Origin of the sequence: Rhodococcus sp. NJ-530 (assembly GCF_003860625.1) — a bacterium.
Lineage (GTDB): Bacteria > Actinomycetota > Actinomycetes > Mycobacteriales > Mycobacteriaceae > Rhodococcus_F > Rhodococcus_F qingshengii.
In genome coordinates this window covers 37,007-55,031 of record NZ_CP034154.1, presented here as the reverse complement: position 1 = coordinate 55,031, position 18,025 = coordinate 37,007, and the positions used below count along the sequence as shown (strand labels likewise).

Annotated in this window: 17 protein-coding genes; 8 read left to right on the top strand and 9 right to left on the bottom strand. The window is 59.7% G+C overall.

Features of this window, described 5'->3' with window-relative positions; all coding sequences use genetic code 11:
• Nucleotides 1-32: 32 nt before the first annotated feature.
• Together EHW12_RS30660 and EHW12_RS30655 are read right to left on the bottom strand one after the other, a co-directional pair.
• Nucleotides 33-743 (bottom strand): SOS response-associated peptidase, encoded by a 711-nt coding sequence (locus tag EHW12_RS30660; protein ID WP_125053016.1) that lies wholly within the window; start codon nucleotides 741-743, stop codon nucleotides 33-35.
• Nucleotides 744-881: 138 nt separating this feature from the next.
• On the bottom strand, nucleotides 882-1,208 hold the full coding sequence (locus EHW12_RS30655) for a hypothetical protein (protein ID WP_125053015.1): 327 nt from the start codon (nucleotides 1,206-1,208) through the stop codon (nucleotides 882-884).
• Between the two features lie 65 nt (nucleotides 1,209-1,273).
• Between EHW12_RS30655 and EHW12_RS30650 the strand changes: the two genes are divergently transcribed.
• The gene (locus EHW12_RS30650; protein ID WP_125053012.1) at nucleotides 1,274-1,528 is read left to right on the top strand and encodes a hypothetical protein; all 255 of its coding nucleotides are present in this window, start codon (nucleotides 1,274-1,276) and stop codon (nucleotides 1,526-1,528) included.
• Between the two features lie 95 nt (nucleotides 1,529-1,623).
• On the opposite strand, the gene EHW12_RS30645 is transcribed toward EHW12_RS30650, so the two are convergent.
• Nucleotides 1,624-2,529: a hypothetical protein gene (locus EHW12_RS30645; RefSeq protein WP_125053010.1), complete on the bottom strand. Its 906-nt coding sequence runs from the start codon at nucleotides 2,527-2,529 to the stop codon at nucleotides 1,624-1,626.
• Nucleotides 2,530-2,715: 186 nt separating this feature from the next.
• Between EHW12_RS30645 and EHW12_RS30640 the strand changes: the two genes are divergently transcribed.
• Nucleotides 2,716-3,471, top strand: a complete 756-nt coding sequence (locus tag EHW12_RS30640) for a DUF4429 domain-containing protein (RefSeq protein ID WP_125053008.1) — start codon at nucleotides 2,716-2,718, stop codon at nucleotides 3,469-3,471.
• Between the two features lie 158 nt (nucleotides 3,472-3,629).
• Here EHW12_RS30640 and EHW12_RS30635 read toward each other — a convergent pair whose 3' ends face one another.
• Nucleotides 3,630-4,133 (bottom strand): DUF6301 family protein, encoded by a 504-nt coding sequence (locus tag EHW12_RS30635; RefSeq protein WP_047270429.1) that lies wholly within the window; start codon nucleotides 4,131-4,133, stop codon nucleotides 3,630-3,632.
• Between the two features lie 445 nt (nucleotides 4,134-4,578).
• Here EHW12_RS30635 and EHW12_RS30630 point away from each other — a divergent pair, with 445 nt between their 5' ends.
• The 4 genes from EHW12_RS30630 to EHW12_RS30615 all read left to right on the top strand — a co-directional run bounded on the left by EHW12_RS30630 (nucleotide 4,579) and on the right by EHW12_RS30615 (nucleotide 9,468).
• A complete protein-coding gene (locus tag EHW12_RS30630) occupies nucleotides 4,579-5,070 on the top strand; it encodes a DUF6301 family protein (RefSeq protein ID WP_058228384.1) in 492 nt (163 codons plus the stop codon).
• A 196-nt stretch (nucleotides 5,071-5,266) separates the two neighbouring features.
• The gene (locus EHW12_RS30625) at nucleotides 5,267-6,361 is read left to right on the top strand and encodes a DUF4238 domain-containing protein (protein ID WP_064112237.1); all 1,095 of its coding nucleotides are present in this window, start codon (nucleotides 5,267-5,269) and stop codon (nucleotides 6,359-6,361) included.
• A gap of 134 nt (nucleotides 6,362-6,495) precedes the next feature.
• A protein-coding gene (locus tag EHW12_RS30620; protein ID WP_125050763.1) for an IS3 family transposase occupies nucleotides 6,496-7,613 on the top strand; the annotation gives its coding sequence in 2 pieces (ribosomal slippage) (nucleotides 6,496-6,772 and nucleotides 6,772-7,613; 1,119 coding nt in all).
• 145 nt (nucleotides 7,614-7,758) lie between these two features.
• A complete protein-coding gene (locus tag EHW12_RS30615; protein ID WP_058228385.1) occupies nucleotides 7,759-9,468 on the top strand; it encodes a hypothetical protein in 1,710 nt (569 codons plus the stop codon).
• Between the two features lie 859 nt (nucleotides 9,469-10,327).
• On the opposite strand, the gene EHW12_RS30610 is transcribed toward EHW12_RS30615, so the two are convergent.
• The 5 genes from EHW12_RS30610 to EHW12_RS30590 all read right to left on the bottom strand — a co-directional run bounded on the left by EHW12_RS30610 (nucleotide 10,328) and on the right by EHW12_RS30590 (nucleotide 14,690).
• Complete coding sequence (locus tag EHW12_RS30610; RefSeq protein ID WP_230691656.1) at nucleotides 10,328-10,936, bottom strand: HD domain-containing protein; 609 nt, start codon at nucleotides 10,934-10,936, stop codon at nucleotides 10,328-10,330.
• Nucleotides 10,933-11,724, bottom strand: a complete 792-nt coding sequence (locus tag EHW12_RS30605; RefSeq protein WP_052959900.1) for a phytanoyl-CoA dioxygenase family protein — start codon at nucleotides 11,722-11,724, stop codon at nucleotides 10,933-10,935. Before EHW12_RS30605 ends, EHW12_RS30610 begins: the two co-directional genes overlap by 4 nt.
• A 95-nt stretch (nucleotides 11,725-11,819) precedes the next feature.
• Nucleotides 11,820-12,467 carry a GPR1/FUN34/YaaH family transporter gene (locus EHW12_RS30600; RefSeq protein WP_052959898.1) on the bottom strand — a complete coding sequence of 216 codons (648 nt, stop codon included), beginning with the start codon at nucleotides 12,465-12,467 and terminating at the stop codon, nucleotides 11,820-11,822.
• A 25-nt stretch (nucleotides 12,468-12,492) separates the two neighbouring features.
• Nucleotides 12,493-13,542, bottom strand: coding sequence for a 2-oxoglutarate and iron-dependent oxygenase domain-containing protein (locus EHW12_RS30595; RefSeq protein ID WP_064112239.1), 1,050 nt, complete (start codon nucleotides 13,540-13,542; stop codon nucleotides 12,493-12,495).
• On the bottom strand, nucleotides 13,539-14,690 hold the full coding sequence (locus EHW12_RS30590) for a cobalamin-independent methionine synthase II family protein (protein WP_047269999.1): 1,152 nt from the start codon (nucleotides 14,688-14,690) through the stop codon (nucleotides 13,539-13,541). The genes EHW12_RS30595 and EHW12_RS30590 overlap by 4 nt, the downstream gene beginning before the upstream one ends.
• 158 nt (nucleotides 14,691-14,848) lie before the next feature.
• Between EHW12_RS30590 and EHW12_RS30585 the strand changes: the two genes are divergently transcribed.
• Complete coding sequence (locus tag EHW12_RS30585) at nucleotides 14,849-16,990, top strand: PQQ-binding-like beta-propeller repeat protein (RefSeq protein ID WP_047269993.1); 2,142 nt, start codon at nucleotides 14,849-14,851, stop codon at nucleotides 16,988-16,990.
• Nucleotides 16,987-17,868 (top strand): MurR/RpiR family transcriptional regulator, encoded by an 882-nt coding sequence (locus EHW12_RS30580; protein WP_047269992.1) that lies wholly within the window; start codon nucleotides 16,987-16,989, stop codon nucleotides 17,866-17,868. Before EHW12_RS30585 ends, EHW12_RS30580 begins: the two co-directional genes overlap by 4 nt.
• The last annotated feature ends 157 nt before the right edge of the window (nucleotides 17,869-18,025 follow it).

Here is an 18,025-nt window from a genome sequence, read left to right as displayed (position 1 = left end):
GCCGGTCGCGTTGTGCGCCAATGGACGTGTGGTCAGACCGGCTCCAATAGTGACGGGTTGTTGTTGCGAGGGCTGTTCACCGCAGTCGAAACTTCGTAGGGCTCGAGATGCGGCTCCGGAACTGAGTTGATCATGGCCTGGACCTCGCCTTTGTCGGTGAGGTTCGGGTCGAGCCAGTGTTCCCAGAACGATTCGGGCAGGATCAGCGGGGATCTGTCGTGTATGTGTCCCAAGGAATCTGAGGCTGGCCGGGTCAAGACTGTGCAGGTCCATACCCACTTGTTCGGATCATCTTCGGGCAGTTCAGGATCGGGCCACAATTCGTAAAGCCCGGCCATCGCGAGAATATCGTCCTCGCCGCGAAGGAAATAGGGAATCTTCGACCCTGCTTCACTTTTCATCCACTCGTAGTATCCTGCGGCCGGGATGATGGCGCGCCTTTTGGAAGCACTACTTCTGAATGACGGCTTCTCCGTGACGGTTTCGCTGCGGGCGTTGATCAACTTGGACGCCATCTTCCGGTCTTTCGCCCAGGCCGGGAGCAATCCCCATTTGACCGTTCTGAGCTGGCGCTGGGGCTCGGAGTCGGGTTCCTCGCGTGGGGTTCGTTCGAGGATCACGCGGACCGGTTGTGTAGGTGCGACGTTGTAGGACGGGGGGAGTTCGTCGCCGACGGTGTGCATGGTGTCGAAGAATGACTGCAATTCTTTATCTGTGCTCTTTCGTGCGTAGCGCCCACACATGGTCTGACCTCTTCATCCTCGACTACTGCCTCTATTGAACAGCGTAGGACCGACACCCGCACAAGTCTTTCGATGCCAACCGGTGCGAGTAGTTCCAGGGCACTTTCTGCTACCGCTGATGAGTCGTCAATTTAACTGTCACGTCGCCATAGCTGCGGCCGCGAGGGCTGACAGTTCCGCTATCGGTTTCTCGACGGCATCGATCCACTCTTGTCCACCGGTGATCATCGTCTGTACCGATTCCCAATGCCGCCCGTCCTCGAGAATTTGCAACACCTCGACTCTTCCGCGCGGCGGCAAATCCTCGACGTCGAGCAGTCCGACGTTGCCTTCGCTGAGAGCAACGACGAGCCCTTGAGTGTCGGGATCCGAGATCATCGGAATCAGCGCCTCCAGAGCGAGAGCAAAGACTGACGAACTGGCAGTCCTGCGAGCTCCCGACGCGAAGAAGATCGTCCCAGCCATCACAGCCTCTTTCCGATAGTGGACGCGGCAATTGGTCGGTACGTCACTTTCCCAATTGAACAGCGATGGTCCGAGTCCCGCGTGCTGCGGTGCCGTGTCATGCTCTCTGCGAGTACGTCGTCGGTTGTCGCGAAAGGGGCCTTGCGATCACCAGTCCTCGGCCGGCGCCTGCAGATGTCGCATTGGCGATCGCGGCCGCCGCGGTCCTCGGTGTCACTGTCGGGGTACTCCTAGCCGACGCGATTGCCGGTGTCGCGGTCGGAGCTGGTACCGCCGTGGTCTTCCGCTTCGTACTGCGGACGATCATCACCCGGAAATGACGGAATCGGGGCAGTCCGGGCGTTCTAACTGATCGATGCGAGCCTTTTCTGTCACACCGTGGTCGTCGTTTTGAAGTGCAGGGGCGCTGGCCAGGTCAGTCGTTTGCTTGCAGCTTGAGAACTCGATGATTGTTCCGGTCTGCGACGTACACGTTGCCGGAATCGTCGATAGCGACATCGGACGGCTGGTTGAGTTCGCCGAATGAGAGCTCAATGGGTTCAGTCGATCCGTTCGGCACCTTGAGGATGTGGTCGCCGAGCTTTCCGTCGAGGATGACCATATCGCCGGATTTGTTGATATCGATCGAGGTGGGAAATCGTTCCTTGCCTTTGAGGAACGGAAGCTCCTCCAGCATCTGCGATGACAGGACCCTGAGGATTCGAGGATCGGGCAGCCCCGTGATCGCAACGAGTTTCCCGTCATTTCCGAGAGCAATATCGTTGAAGTACTGATCGAATCCCGGAAAATTTGTATGGACGAGAGCTACTTCAATTTCGGTTGACTTCGTTTCAGGAATGAACTTGTAGATGACTGGGCTACCGAAGTCGTAGAAGTAGACAACCCCGGAATCACTCACAGCGAGCGCACCTGGATGCTCACGCGTTGTCAGAACCTCCTGCGAGGTGCCACCAGCTGGCATCTTCAGAATCCGTCCCTGCGAGTTGGTTCCCTCTCCCTCGCTGACGTACACGCTTCCCTCGCTCCCGACCGTGATACTGGCAAGGTCGGTGAGATCTCGGAAGGGAACCTCTGACTGCTCATTAGTCGCGTCGTCGAGCCTGACAACACGATCGTGGCCCCAGTCCGTCACGAATACGTTTCCGGCCGAATCGACTGCAATATTGCTCGGAAATTCGAGTCCCTCGAAAGACAAGACCTCGGCGTCACCAGTGCTGGGTCCGGTACTGCATCCAGCCAAGGTAGAAATCGCGATCGCGGTAGCGGCAAAGAATGCAGTCGTACGAAGCGTGGATATCGAGACAGCCCTGGCGACGATCATGGCGGCACTCCTGAAGTCAGTTGCGACCAGAGATGACCGCCGGGAGAGAACCTTACTGCTCGAGAATTCTGGTGAAGGCAACGACGTAGTGGAAAGTTAAGTGTTTGCATCCAACGGAATCACCCGGACCGCCCAATTGCCGTGAGTCCAGCGTTCTGCCACCAGAGCGTCTGCTTTGATATTCCGATGGCCGCTTACAGATACGCCGGTGCAGGGTCCACAGTCGAGTTCGACGACGTGGCGGGGACCGTCACATTCGAGCACACGCACTGGCGTCAACCGCGCAATAAGCGGGCAGCGTCTCCCTGGATCGTCCCAGTAGGTGCGATCGAGGGCATTTCCTGGCGTGAGGCGACCGCATCCAAACCCGGCGAGATGAGATTGCTCCTTCGCGGACGCAAAGGGCATCACCGTGACGGCCGTGCTGACTTCAACTACATCACTGGCAAGGACAAGATCGGCGCGCTGGTCGCCGCACTCAATGCAGCCGTTCAAACTGCCGAGCCGATTCTTGGCTTCGGCGACGATTTGACTCCGCAGCGGGCGCCGGCGCCGGCCGCGGTGTCGGTCAATGTGCCGGTGGATCCCGCTGTTGGCCCACCGCCTCCGGAGAAGGCAGTCTTCGGCGGGTTCAAGCTCGACGGCAAGATCCTGACGTACAAGGGACAGCGCTACAGAGTCGCTGGGATCCGAGCGTCCGTCGAGATCGGGGGCACCCAACAACGTACGACCCTCACGCGCATGGCGCTAGGTACAGCGATCAACCCGGGCGCCGGAACCATGATCGGTGCGATGGCCAAGAAACAATCGCACAACCTCTACCTGACGATCGAGTTCCCGAGCGGCACAGAGATCATGGTCGAGGTTCCCGGCAATGCCGAATTGCTGGCCCGCAGTTTCGCATCCGCGCTCAACTCAGCCAGTCGAGCGGCAGAGAGCTAGCGCTCCACCGCTTGTCCCAGCATGGGACAACATCAGACGTACCTCGAAGTGCTCACTTGGACCTGACGGCCGGGTACACCTAGTGCGAGCTGCGCAAGCTATCGATTTTCAGGAATGACAGCGAGTCGGGCCGGCCGCAGCCTCAACCGACCTCACGTCTACTCATCTTCGGCGCTCTGCTCGATTTCGTCGCACCATTGCTGGTACGCAGGACTGACCAGATACACCCTGACCGATGAGACGCCGATCTGGGCCGTAACCACCAGGCCCGGAAGGTCCCAGCGCAGGCCGCGGGTCGGTTCGATCCACCAATCCGTGGGCCGCTGCCCGAGCAGTTCGAACATCCGGTCCACGAGTGCATTGAAAACTTCATCCAGCTCAGGCTCCAAGTCGCTCTGACCGAGAACCACATCACTGGCACGGAAGGAGATCTCATCGATTGCTCGCGACAAGTCGGTTGTCGATATGTCCGCGACGCCCACCGACACATCGGGGCGATTGACTTCGAGATTGGTCACGGCTGCTGGCACCTGCTCATCGAGGCCGCTGAACTGCCAACCGACCTGACCGCAGAACGGCGGCAGGTCATTGACGGTCCACGTCCAGTCGAACTCAGCGGCCACGCGCACCGCCTGGGCAGCGCGTTCGATATCTGCTCGCATCTTTTACAGCTCTCTCGTAGTCAGAGTTGGTGATTCGGCAGTGGCCGTCAAGGCGGTCGTAGCCTCCCACATCACGACGGGGCCAAGTCCAACCACGACCGCGTCCCTCCCCCGCATGTCATCACCCACGCACCATAAGCCGAGCAGCCACGCATGCCGTTCATTGCGTCGAATGGCCCAGACCCTCCCAGACCTCATCCACCACCAATAACCCCCTCACCGCTCTCTCCTGGCCCGCGAACACCGACAAGAAGGTTGACCAGTCGATGGTCGTCAACATCAGCACGCCGCAACCGGCCGTCACGGACGTCGACCCACGCGAGGCTGGCAAGGTGCTGACCTACGGTGCCGGCATCCGATAACCGACAACCCGCCAACCCTCACCTCGACGCCCCCACGATTGATCCGTCGTCAACAACGATCAAGAAGGAAGTAGCATCCGCACATGCACGTCGACATCGAAGGCGCCACCCGGATCGCCCGCCTCGCCGCAGCATTCGACTGGACCTGGGCCGTCGACGACCTCGAACCCTTCTGCGCACAGGCTGGATGGGAACTCGTTGAATTGGATCAAACCGGCGCCTCGATTCGAACCGGACTCCGCGTCGGTCAGCCCGAATCGATAATGTTCGGGCGGCAACACAGAATGAATTGGATCTCGATCTTCGTCACGGACGTGGCAGATGATGCTACGCCCATGACCGTGGTGCGCCCGCTGCTGGACGAAGGGTTCACGAACCTCGATGTGGCATTTACCGCACTCCTGGGGACAGCCACGAGCGCCGAACCCGAACCAAAGGCAGCTCTCCGGTGGGATCTGCCGAAAGCGGTCATTTCACTGCACCTGGGTGTCAATGCGATCGACTTGCGTCTGACGAGTCCGGGATATCAGGCATGGATGGATGAGCCCGAACCGGAGGACGAGGACGAGGACTAGCGATCGAGGCCATCTCCTGACCAGGTTCAGTCGAATTCTGCTGCCAGGCGTGCAATTTCGGCAGCACGGTCAAAGTCGGTACGCATGGTCGGATCGTACTGTGAAGTTGGCACGGGGCCGCTCCTTGATGTCAGGGGGTTGGCGCGGGATCTACACCGCGCAAAACGGCTTGGCCCAAACGCTATCGTCATCGGCTATGGGCAGTGCCAACAAATGGCTCAGCGACGCTGAGATCGAACGATCCAAGGAACGCACACGCAACAATTCACAGCGAACACGAATACATCACTTCGTCCCACAGATGTATCTGCGACGGTGGGCCTCCGGACCCGAAAGCCCGCTAGTGCGGTTCACCGAAATCGCGACAGGACGCAGCGATCTCGACCTGCCGGACGCGATCGCAAACGACGAGTTCTTCTATCAGATCGTCGGTGACGACATCGACGCCGACGTGGAGCCGGACCTGTGGTTCGAAACGCACATGTCCAGGATTGAAGACGCCGCTGCGCGGTGGCTTCGATCGCTCGACAATCGCGCGGCTGGGAAAATCACCGATCCCAATCTGAGCGGGAATCTAGCCGTGTTCGTCGGCCTTCAAAGCCAGCGCACGCCCCGAGCACGTGCAGGAAACCTGGACATCAGCAGTGCTCGCGATCGGTTCAACGTCCGTGAAGCACTCGACCACCGCGCACTACTGCCTATCCTCTGCGCAGCAACAGGTATCGACTACACACCAGCACGGCACCACCAGATTATCGACGAAATCATGCTCCAACCTGAGTACACGGGGCCTAAAGCAGCTGCGATCGACACCGCCATCAAGGTTTGGAAGAAACACATCGCCCCGCTTCTGGCTCAGCGCACCTGGTGGCTCGTGACCTCCGAGCAACCGCTACTGACCTGCGACGAACCCGTCGTGCTCATCGGCTGGCCGGGGCAGCAACGCTATCCCGCCCCCGCTCTTGCCACTGCGGCACTAGTGATGTTCCCGATTGGCCCGCACCGACTCTTGCTTGCAACACCTGAAAGTCATCGTCTACGGCCACCTTTCACGCTCAGCCCGGAGGAGACCCGGGCAGAAAACCTCGAAATCGCCTCCAATGCAATCGAATTCACTTACGAGGAAACCTCCAGCGACATTTCCGCACATATGACACTGCCTCCCTTACCTCCGTTCGATCGATCGACCGCAACAAACTTTTGGGAGGCATTGCGCCCACCACCTGGTCGATGGGCAGGGCTCAACGCGCCTGAATGGCCACTCCAACGCTGGACAGCTTCCACGCCATGACCTGCGCCAAGTACAGCAGCGCGGCACTGAAAACTGGACACACCGTCAGCACATGTGGCATGACCCCCATTAAGTGACCCGCTGGTTATGAGAATCCTTCCCGCCCTGATCAAGGGCATGAAAGGCTACAACTCATGGCTGGACGCAAACGGCACACGCCCGAACAGATCATCCGAAAACTGCGCCACGGCGACGAACTCGCGGCCAAGGGCGCCGACGTCGAGGAGATCGCCCGACAACTCGACGTCTCAGTGCCGACGCTCTACAACTGGCGCAAGCAGTACGGCGGCATGAAAGCCGACGATGCCAAAGAGTTCAAGGAACTCAAGAACGAGAACGCCCAACTCAAGAAACTCCTCGCCGAAGCCGAACTCGAAAAGGCCGCACTCAAGGAGATCGCTCGGGGAAAATTCTGAGCCCGACCGCCAAACGAAACGCTGTCGTCATGCTCCAGGAAACGATGGGGCTCTCGCAGCGTTTCGCCTGCAAGGTCGTCGGGCAGCCACGATCAACCCAACGCAAGGAATCAGCGAAGAACACCCCGGACGACCCGGACGCCGATCTGCGGAAGTGGTTGCGGGACTGGGCCAAAGCGAATGCGCGCAAGGGATTTCGGCGGGCGTGGGCAGATCTGCGTGCAACTGGCTGGGTGATCAACAAGAAGAAAGTTCAGCGACTGTGGCGCGAGGAAGGGCTGCGGGTGAAGATCCACAGGATCCGGAAACGAGCTGGCGCCTCGACCACTCCGATCACCGAGGCTGATGCACCGAAGGTGGTGTGGGCGATCGACTTCCAGTTCGATTCCACTACGGACGGCCGGAAGTTCAAGATTACCTCGATGGTGGACGAGCACACGCGACAGTCGGTGCTCAACATCGTCGAGCGGTCCATCCCGGCGGAGGATCTCGTCGCGGCCTTGGAGAAGGCGTTCGCGCTCTGGGGCGGCCCGCCGCAAGTGCTGCGGTGCGACAACGGCCCTGAGTTCATCTCCGAGGCACTGAGGACATTCTGCGAGGACCAGGTCGGAATCGGATACGTTCCACCTGGTCAACCGTGGAAGAACGGCTACATCGAATCGTTCAACAACCGGGTCCGTGACGAATGTCTGAACATGAACGAATTCCACAGCCTCCTCGAAGCCCGGGTGGTCATCGAGGACTGGAAGGAGGAGTACAACAACCGACACCGTCATTCGTCACTGGCGTACCGGACCCCGAATGAGTACGCTGCCAGCTGCATTCACACGCATTGATTCTCTGATACCGAGTGGCTCACCAAACGGGGTCCTACCACATGCACACCCCGCAGGGACCTGTCATCGCCCCAGGACAGATGGCGCAAGCACGCCGGCACCGCGCATTGATCAAGACTGTTGAATCGCGACGGATAATTCACTCATGCTGGAGACGAATGTTCGAATTCCTCAGTGCGCCGCCGACGCACTCGACCAGGTGGTAGAACACCGCGGGCTCTCGCGTGATGCGACGGTTCGACAACTTCTGGCTGAGTACATCGAGGATCAACGACGACGATCCGGCGGAGACTATGACGACAGCGACAATCGGCTGACTCACATTGCAACGGTGATGCGCTATCCCACTCCAGCAGGTCGAGGCAAGCCGAAGTCCGGTGTACAGCTGCGGTTGCGACTGCCCGAGGATGCTGCTGAAAAGGCGAAACAGCTCGCCTTCAGCGTGCCGGGACAGTCACGTGCCCGCGGCCATCGCGACTACCAAGCTCGCAGGCTCACCGATGCCGTGATGACTGCAATCGCACGGGTCCAACCATTTTCCGATGCCAACCTCGAGGGGATCAAACCGCTGATCCGTCAACGCACTGCACGCGGTCTGTGGCGCCTCGTCGTTGCCTCGACCTTGTCCGGTTCAGAGTTAAAAATCCTCGAGAACGCTTACGCGGAGAAGCAGAAGCGCGACCAGGACCTCCGGAAAAGACGAGCAGTCGGACCAGTGGGCCCGGCGACCAGACTGGCGCACGAATTGCAGGAAGGCGATCAGGCATGGCACGGCGAACGTAGACGCCTCGCCGCGAATTCCATTGCCCGCGCGCTCTTGTCCGGACCGAAGACCGAACAGATGGACCGAATTCTCTATAACCAAGATGACCGGGACGCCGAATGGCCAGACCTACTGATCGAACACCAGCGACTCCTTCGGGCGGACGGTGCAGTCGATTCCGAGGGCCGTGGTGCCGGGCTGGTATGGCGGGCACGCCGAAAGCTCTATCTTGCTGATCTTCACACCTGGCTCGTCCACACCGAGGTCGCGCCGCCGCCAAGGCATTTGCACGCTTTGATCATGGAGCCGCCCGGATGGACCCTCATCCTGCCGCCAACATGGCGGCCCTACACCCTCGCGTCCACGGAAACTCTCGACAACGTCTGGGCGGATCACCTCAGTTCCGGCCGGGTCCTCGACGTCACGTCCGGCAGCAACAGACTCCTCTGGCCCACAATCTTGACGCCGAGAGGTCGCCGGCCGGTACCTGGATTCGAGCTCATCACCAAGCAAGCCGGTCCGCTCAAACCTGAACTGCTCGTCGAGATGATTCTTCGTCACTTCCCCAGCCCGCAGGACACCGACTTGCTGTACGTCACGAAACCAATCCACTATCCCGGCGATGACAGCGTCCCCATCAACTTCGACCGACCGATACCCGTGCCGGCGCGGATAGCCCACAAACTCGGTCTCATCGACAGTGAAGAACGCGACCGGCTCATCAACGAAGCGATCGCAACCAACCAGCACCAGATGGAGAGGGTCATCGCTGCGGTCCGCACGAGTTCAGACGAGAGCTACAAGGCGTCGGCATTGCGGACCGCAATGGACGCCAAGGATCTGACTGCATTTTCCAAAATCGCTGCTAAAACAAAGCAGAAATTCGGCATCTCCAAGCCCTGTCACTTTGTAGAGGGAATATCGCTGGCCCGGCAGCTCGATGCCGGAGCTGATCCGGCGATGCTCACTTGGCTTGCGGGCTACCTCGTCAGCAATTCAAAGTGGTGTCTCGAAATGTCGATGGAGGCAACCTCGAAGCGCGCGTTCGGAAGGTTCCACGCTCTCACCGCACCCACAGGACCTGTTTTCTGACGCACGCCGCTGACCAGGAGCGATAGAACCTTTGTGACACCGAGCGTTTAAGGCAGGCCGCCTTGTAGCTCGAGGATAGAGGGGACAACCGTCGGGCTTGAAAGTCCCGCCGGCCAACACACCAAGGAGCGAACAGCGCAATGGCAAACATCCCGAACGCGTCAGATACCCGCGAATCTGGCGATCCTCGCACGCCCCGGGACCAGCTGAGAAAGGCCGTCGAGATAGTCGGGGCACTCGCCACGAGGTGCGGCGTCCACGAGCTGGTGAGCCAGGCCCTCTCATGGCTCTTCTCTTGAATCGCCCTCACCAAAGCCTGATTACTAGGCCTCAGACGGCCTCTGGAGTCCAGAGGGGACGCGTTTCGGCGCGCCCCTCTCCGGGCAGGGTTGTTTCAACTCGTCTCCAGTCGAATCAGAGACAGTTTCGATGATCGAAAAGGGTCGTTCGCTGCGCGGAAACAAGCGGGGCACGAGCAGATGCGTGTGGCGAAAACCGCCCGCTCGGGGACCGTGTTCGACAACCAGGCGAGCGGCTCCGCGATCCACCGGAATGTAACACCACCAACTCCGACCACAGATCACCATAGGAGCATTCGTACGTGTCGCAGAACCGTGTAGGCATTCTCAGGGATCCTGTCCGTGTCCACGAGCCGTTACGGCTCCTGAACGGGAATGTAACGGGCGAACTCGAATCACTAGTTATTCCACCGAGTCTCAACCCGAATCGAACAGCATCGCATGTAGACGACCGCGCGATACCTAGGCCACGTCACCACCCCCTTCGTCCCACGTCAGCAACTTCTGGCAGGCGATCAGCTCGGCCAGAAGAAGCGACAACCAGAAATCGACGAAAACCTTTAGCGGAGCACCACATTCGCAAGCTCGATGATGGCCTGTCTCCAATGAGTCAATGGCGGCGTCGGTGCGTCGGGAATTTTTCCCTGGTCGTCCCATCGACGGAGATCGACGGCGAGTCGGTGGTACGGGCGACAAATGAAGCGGTCGACCTCGTCGGGTGTCATCGGTCCGCCTTGCACCTCAAGACTGCGCACAGACGCTTCAGAGAGGCCATCGACATAGCCGCTGTCCGTGGCGACGAGATACCGCTTCGCCGGAACGTGGAGTGCGACGGGTTGGCCAATCTCTGCTCCGAACCAGCGAGTCAGAAGACGAGCGCCAACGACTTCGTGGCCGAGATCGTCCTCAAGGAAGTCGTTGTGACCAGCGTGCTCGTCCAAGATGAGATGACCGATGTCGTGGAGCAACGCAGCAATTTGAGCAGCGGAGTCGAATCCGGCCTGCTCAGCGAGATGCGCGCACTGCAGACCATGCTCAAGTTGAGTGACTGATTCGTCGTAGCGGCTTTGCCCTGCCAAAGTGAGATACTCGAATAGACGATCACAAAATGCTGACGCACCTATCTCTTGGAGCGAGAGCTCTTGCAGTTCCTGCGCGGTGATCGTCACGCTTGGCCTTCCTTGTTCGATGAACTGGCGGGTTTGGCGGTACCTGAGAAATGCCCGATGAGGCTCAACTGATCCGGTTGATCGGCAAGATCGTGTATACGTTTTGCGTAGTACGACTCTCGAAGCTGACCGTCGGATTCACCGTTGTAGGTGAGGTATATTGCGCGGCGGGTGGAGTCCGAAGTGTTCGCTCCGCTCCGGTGGGGGACGTAGCAGTGAAAGAACACCAAACTACCAGCGGAGACGGGCAGTGGCTCCCACGAAAGGTTTTCGGCTACCTCAGGTTCGACGCACCCGCGAGCATCGGTGGGCAATTGCGCGGCGTGCATTTTGCGCGCAATCTCCAAGCAGCCGTTGGCCAAAGTGGAGTCATCGACAGCGACCATGCACGCTATCGTGTTCGACACGTAGGGGTAGGCGGGGGCATCCTGATGAGCTGCGAAGCCGCTTCCGCCCGGCGCCTTGTAGTTGATCTTCTCCTTGTACAGAACTGCGGTCTCCCCCAAGAGGGAGCTAGCGATATCGGGGATGCGACCAACTGTCAGCAATGTTCGTAGTCCGTCGTGATAGGGCACGAAGTTTTCGGTTCGGCATCTACGTGTGCCGCCGTCCGCGATCGTTTCGTCGTACTGCAGCAACTGATTCGGTGTTCCCGGGCGGTGTTCGATATCGAACACCCACTGCTGCAACTCTTGGAGCTCGCGGGCGCTCAAGGCGTCCTCGACCACCAGTAGTCCATCGCGGTTCCAGTTGTCGAGATCAATTGTGCTGGTGGCATTGTCGCGCAAGGTCGTTCTACTTTCTCTGGTGGTCCATCGTGTGCTGCTGTGGGCCGGCACGGGAGAGGCGCCGACCCACAGCAGCGGTCTGGTGTGTCGTGAATTCAGCTGATGAGGGGCCGCCCCATCGGCAGGGGAGAGCCGCCGGTTTCTTCCCACATCGCCGCGACATAGAAGTAGATTGCTACCGCTACGAATAGGAAGACAAGCCACCCTCCGAGCTGGGTGGCCGCGCTAGACGCCGTCAGTGTCCCAACAAGGAGGCAAACAAGAGCCAAGTCGACGATGGCGAGGAGGAATGGGAATGACCAGGGCAGGCGAATTACGAGCAGGGTGAGGATGGTGATGGTCACCAACCAGCTTCCGATCCACATCGCGCTAGTGGTGGTGACTTGATCGGGGTCGATGCCGAACCAATCGTTCCCGAGGCCGAGTGAGAGGATGGCGTAGCTCCCGTAGAAGCCGAAGAACACCGAGTACAGGGCCGCATTGACGTTCTGCCGAAGGGCTGCGGCCCAGATGGTTGCGAGGAGCAATCCGATCGAGGTCGCTGACATCACGATCGGAATTGCGGCCGACGCGGAATCAACGATGCCGGTGTTGGTGAAACCGAGACCCAACGCGCCGACGATGGTGAGCGGTAGTCCAATCAGACCCGGGTTGCCCTCGGGCAGCTGAGCGGTCTGGGTGACGGGTCGGGAGTCGGTGTGGTTCATGTGAGCGTCGACGGGTGTGTCAACGGTTGCGGTCACAGCATGTCCTTCGTTCGGATCGAACTCATCGGATGGTGGTGTCGATAAGGTCACGGTGGTGCTGTTCGGCCACGTCGGGATGGGCGCGCAGACGAACTTTGAGAATGTTTTCACCGTAGGTGCTGAGGATGGGGTTGGCGGGATCGTCACTGGCTCCGCCGCGTGCGCTATCAGCGAGGTCTGTAGGCAGGACGACGGGATCGAGCGTGGCATCGAGGCGGGGGTTGAAGAAGTAGATGGTGGAGAAGCGTTCGACGCCGGCCGGCGGGCTGACGACACGGTGCACGGTAGCCTTGTAGTAGCCATGGGTCGCGACCTGCAGCATCTCGCCGAGATTGACGACGAAGGACCCCGGCAGGCAAGGCACTTCCATGTAATGTCCGTCGGCGTGTTCTACCTGAAGACCGCCGACAGCATCTTGTAGAACGAAGGTGAGCAGTCCGAAATCTCGGTGTGTACCGACGCCCTGTGGCTGCTGCCCCGCAACTGGCGCCGGATAACGGACCGCTTTGATCGTTGCTTCAGGGTCGGGGGTGACCCAGTTCCGGAAGTGTTCTGCGTCGATGCCCAGTCCCTCGGCGAGGGCATCGAGAAGTATGCGGCCCAACCGGTCCATTTCGTCGGCCCATCTGGTCATGGTGGGCTCGAATTCCGGCACCGACTCGGGCCACTGATTCGGTCCCTGCAAGCATCGCCACGGATGATCGGCATCTTCTGCCACTGGTCGTTCCGGCCCCAGATCGACTTCCTCACGCACATCCGCTCGGCCACCGGTCACCTCGCCGCCGACGGGTGTGTAACCACGGAAATGCGGACTTTTCACCATGGCGATCTCACGCTTGACGGACTCAGGTCGAGAGAAGAAATCCCGGGAAACATTGCTGACGCGAGTGTTGAGGTCGTCATCTACACCGTGTCCGGTCAGATAGAGGAATCCGACGTGATGGCAGGCGTTGCGCAATGATTCAACGAACCTGCCCTTCGTTGCAGGATTGAGATACTCCGAGATGTCGAGGATCGGTACGGCAGGGCTTTCGTTGACGTATACGGAGCGCTGCTCTGGAGTGAGGGTCACTTCCACAGCCTTTCGCTGGCCAATTGCGCTCCGGCGGTCAAGGTCCGAAGCTTCGCCCAGGCGATTTCGGGATCGACTGCGACGAACGTCGCGAACGAGGCGAAGCCACAATCGCTACCGGGGATGACCCGATCGCGTCCCACGATGTCGGCGAATGCGACGATGCGGTTGGCAATCAATTTCGGGTGCTCGACGTAGACGCTCGAAGTGTCCAGTACGCCGGGGTAAAGGACCTTGTCCTCCGGGATGTTCGTCTCACGCCAGACGTCGATCTCGTGGCTGTGGCGGTGGTTGGCGGACTCAAACACCAGACCATTCGGGCGAAGCCGAAGGATCCGGCTGACGATCTTGTCGAGTTCGATGTCGTGGTGATGAGGGCCCTGGTAGTTGCCCCAGCACAGGTGCACTCGAACTTTCGCAGGGTCGATGTTCTCGACAGCGTGGTTGATGGCGTCGATGTGTACATCGAGTCGGTGAAGGTACTCGGCCTCGCTGAGATGGGCGTACTGGATGTGTCGCCCCATAGCGAGGTCCGGAGCATCGATCTGCAAGGTCAGGCCCGCATCGACGATGGCTTCGTATTCAACACGCATGGCTTCTGCATTCGCGAACAGGTAATCGTCGAGGGTGGGGTAATGCTTGTTCGGCAAGTAGAGGGCGATCACACCCGGGGATGCGGCGTTCATGAAGCGCTGCGTGACTTGCTGTCCGTCGACCGCGCGGGTGAAGTTGTCGAGATCCTCAGCGAGCAAGTCGTGACCCTCGTAACGGATTTCACCGACGCAAACCGGAGTCGATGTTTCGAGACCGTCGAGCGAGCTTGCGGCGAGATCTGGGTAGTCGACGAGATCCGCGATGGATAGCCCGCCGCCCTCGGGGACCTCTGCATCAACGTCGAATCCGCTCAGCCGCTCCTTTGCATAGGTTGCGTAACCGATCTTCGACATTTCACCGTCACTGATGATGTCGACGCCGACATCGAGCTGGCGCCGGACAACGGTGGCGACGGCCTCACGAATAGTTTCGGGCATGGCTGACGCGGTTGATGCGGTCAGCTCGCCGTTCTCGCGCTGACGAACCAACGATGACAGGTTTCCCGGGCGCGGGAGGCTCCCGGTGTGGGTGGTGAGTATTCGGCCATGGGACATGAAATCTCCAAATGTAGGAGCGAACAGGATGTTGCACGAACGAGATTGAAGGTCGGAAACCAACTGTGGGCAAACCGCCAATGACTCGTGTATGAAAGTTTCATTCATATGAATATTTTTGGAAGAAATTTCCATCCAGTCGATGATGGAATAGTTTCATGAACGACACAATCGAGGGGACTGTCCGAGGGACTGTCCGATGGGCCGACGGAACGCCAATAAGCGGTGTCGCCGTCAGCAACGGGATCGAGTGGAACCGCACCGATGACGATGGAAGGTTCCGGCTGCACTCGTTGTCACGACCAGTGTGGATCCGCCGACCCTCCGGCGTCTTTTGTTCGCAGTGGTGGCAGCTGCCGACATCGCGCGAGCTGGACTTCACCTGTATAAGTGCCAAACAGGAGGTCTCGGCTGTCGCGCACCTCTCGGACACACACCTATCAGCGTCGGACGGAGGCGTAGAGGACGCAGTCGAACTTGCCAATCGATTCGGGGACGGAACAGACTGTGCGCAGGGTCTCGCAGTAGCACTCGACGCGGCTTACCACGCCGGCGCCCGACTTGCTTTCATCACGGGCGATCTCACCGATCACGGGACCGCTGCGGAGTTTGACGCATTCAAGGAGATCGCGGCGGCATCCCCGATTCCCGTGGAAGTGATCCCTGGGAACCACGACCATTACGGCCACCGCCACGACCCTCAGCCCATCGACGCGCCAATCGGGGACGGCTTCCTCGGTACTGCAACTACATGGCGCTACGAGCAGTCGATGGGGCCGCGATGGTGGTCTGCCGACATCGGGCCATTTCATATTCTGGCGCTCGATTGGTTCAGCTATGCGGCCGATATCGACCGCGGTGAGCAGGAAGCATTCGTCGTCGATGACCTTGCCGGGAGCGACCCACATAGACCCCTGATCGTCCTGAGTCACGACGTTCCGTCCGCCCGCATTCTAGATCGCATCGTGCACGCGGTGGATCCCACGGCATCAATCTCGATCCTCTCCGGACACTGGCATGTCGTCGTCGACCGGCAGGTCGGGCCACTTCGGTTCCTGAGCGCACCCCCTACCAGCTTCGGAGGTTTCGCATGGTCACCGCCGTCCTGGCATCTTCTGGATGTCGAACCTTCCGGGTATCTCCAACGCAACACCGAGGCAACCTGGCCTAGGCACCAAACGATATCTGTTCCGGACGCCGTGTGGCAGGCGCCGCAAGGTCATACCCAGCATGGCGGCAACCTGGTGGCGAGCGCTCGCGATCACGTCATGGTTCCCACTAGCTATGCTGGTCAGGCACACCTTTCAGCCGTCGATACGACGAGCGGGCAAACAGTCTGGAGAGCGCGACTCGACGGAGACGAGGTCACGTCGTTAACCTCGCACGGCGCGGACTCCGTTGTCGCAGTGACGTTCTCAGGTATGCTGAGCTGCCTCGATTCGAATACTGGCGAACTGCGTTGGACAAGATCACTTCCGCGAACTCGACACGCTCGCGTCCTCAATGCCCCGGTCGTCACCGAGGACGGCACTCTCGTCGTAGGCACACTCGACCACCTCACTGGACTGTCCATCGTCACGGGCACCGAACTGTGGTCGAGTCAGGAACTTGCGCCCGTAGACACGTTGATGACCTACGGGCGTGGGCTCACCTACGGGAACACCGTCGTCCTCCCGTTCAGCGGGCCCTACCGCGGGTTGACGGCAGTGGACAGCCGCGATGGAACATTGCTATGGAGTCAAACTTCGAAGTCCGCACCAACGAGTAGCCTGACCGCCGTGCAGGGAACTCGCCACGCCCTCCTACTGCGGGCCGAATCCGAAACTGTCGAATGCATCGAACTCGAGTCCGGATCCAGCGTGTGGCGCACCGTAGTCGGCGGCAGATTCACTACAGTTTCAGCTGTGCCGACCCAGGCCGGGGTCATCGTGGTCACCGGCGATGGCACCGTTCACGCGCTCGATACGAGAACAGGCAGAGAACTGACAAAGACGACGCAGCTCAGAAGTGGCCCCATAGACGGCTGGGGACCATACCGATCTACCGGCATCGGAATAGCGACAGATCCCGTCGCAGTCGGAGGTCAGGTCATTGCAACCACTGTCTCCGGGGATATCTGGGCAATCGATCCAGCGGGTGACCACAGTCGAGTCTCCTCCCTCGGCCGCCACGTCACCACCAGACCGGTTGTACTGCGCGGTGACCGTATAGCTGTCCTCACGACAGACGCCCAATTGAGCATCGTCGCCCTCCCCTCGGGCTGCGTCTCGTCTAACTCTGAGACAGAGGCGACCAGGTGACGACAACAAGCGCATCAACGGACGCCGGTCCCACGGCGTCCGATTTCGATAGTGTTCTCCGCGCACGACTTCCCACGTTGACACGAACCGCGCAGGCGATTGCTAACACTATTCTTGCCGATCCGCCTGCGGTCATCCACATGACCGTCACCGACCTTGCCGAAGCGAGCGAAACATCTCTAGCGAGTGTCGTTCGGTTCTGCAAGGACATGGGGTACAAGGGCTTTGCCGATCTGAAGATCAACCTCGCACGGCATGCGCTGCCCGCGCAGCAGGCCATCCACGAAGACGTCAACCCGACAGACTCGTCCGACACTGTACTGCGGAAAATAGTTCGCAGCACGGCTGACGCCGTGCATACAGCTCTTGCTACCGTCGATTCGGGCAGCTTCGACGAAGCCGTCGAAGTCCTCGCGTCGACCAGGAGGTTGCTGATCGCCGGTGTCGGAACATCATGGCCGATCGTGCAGGACGCAGCCTACCGATTTCGTACCGCAGGACTGCTCACAGAAGCACCCATCGACAGTCACGGGCAGCATGTCAGCGCCAGCTTGCTCACGAACGAGGACACCTGTCTTGCCATCAGTCACACCGGTCAGACGAGAGAAACGATAATGACGCTGACCGCCGCCAAAGAAGCTGGGGCACATACGATCGCACTCACCAGCTTTTACCGATCACCGATCACTGCCCTTGCCGACATCAATTTGATCGCAGGCAGCAAAGAGACCAACTACCGCATCGAGGCGATGAGCAGCCGGATTGTCCACACAACCGTACTCGACGCCTTGTTCGTCGCAGTAAGCCTCCGCAATCCCGATGTGTCGACCACCGCTCAAACGAAGACATTGAAAGCGGTAGCCAGTCACAGGCTTTGAGTTAGAAAGTATCCACCCTTCACAGCTGCAAACAGCGGTTAGCCCATGTCCGGCCTAGTTTGAGTTATCGGAGGCAACATGGAGCACTTGTGCCACGCAACTACTGCAATTCGACAGAACGGTTCGAGATGCTTCAGAAGCACGAAGCAACCCAATC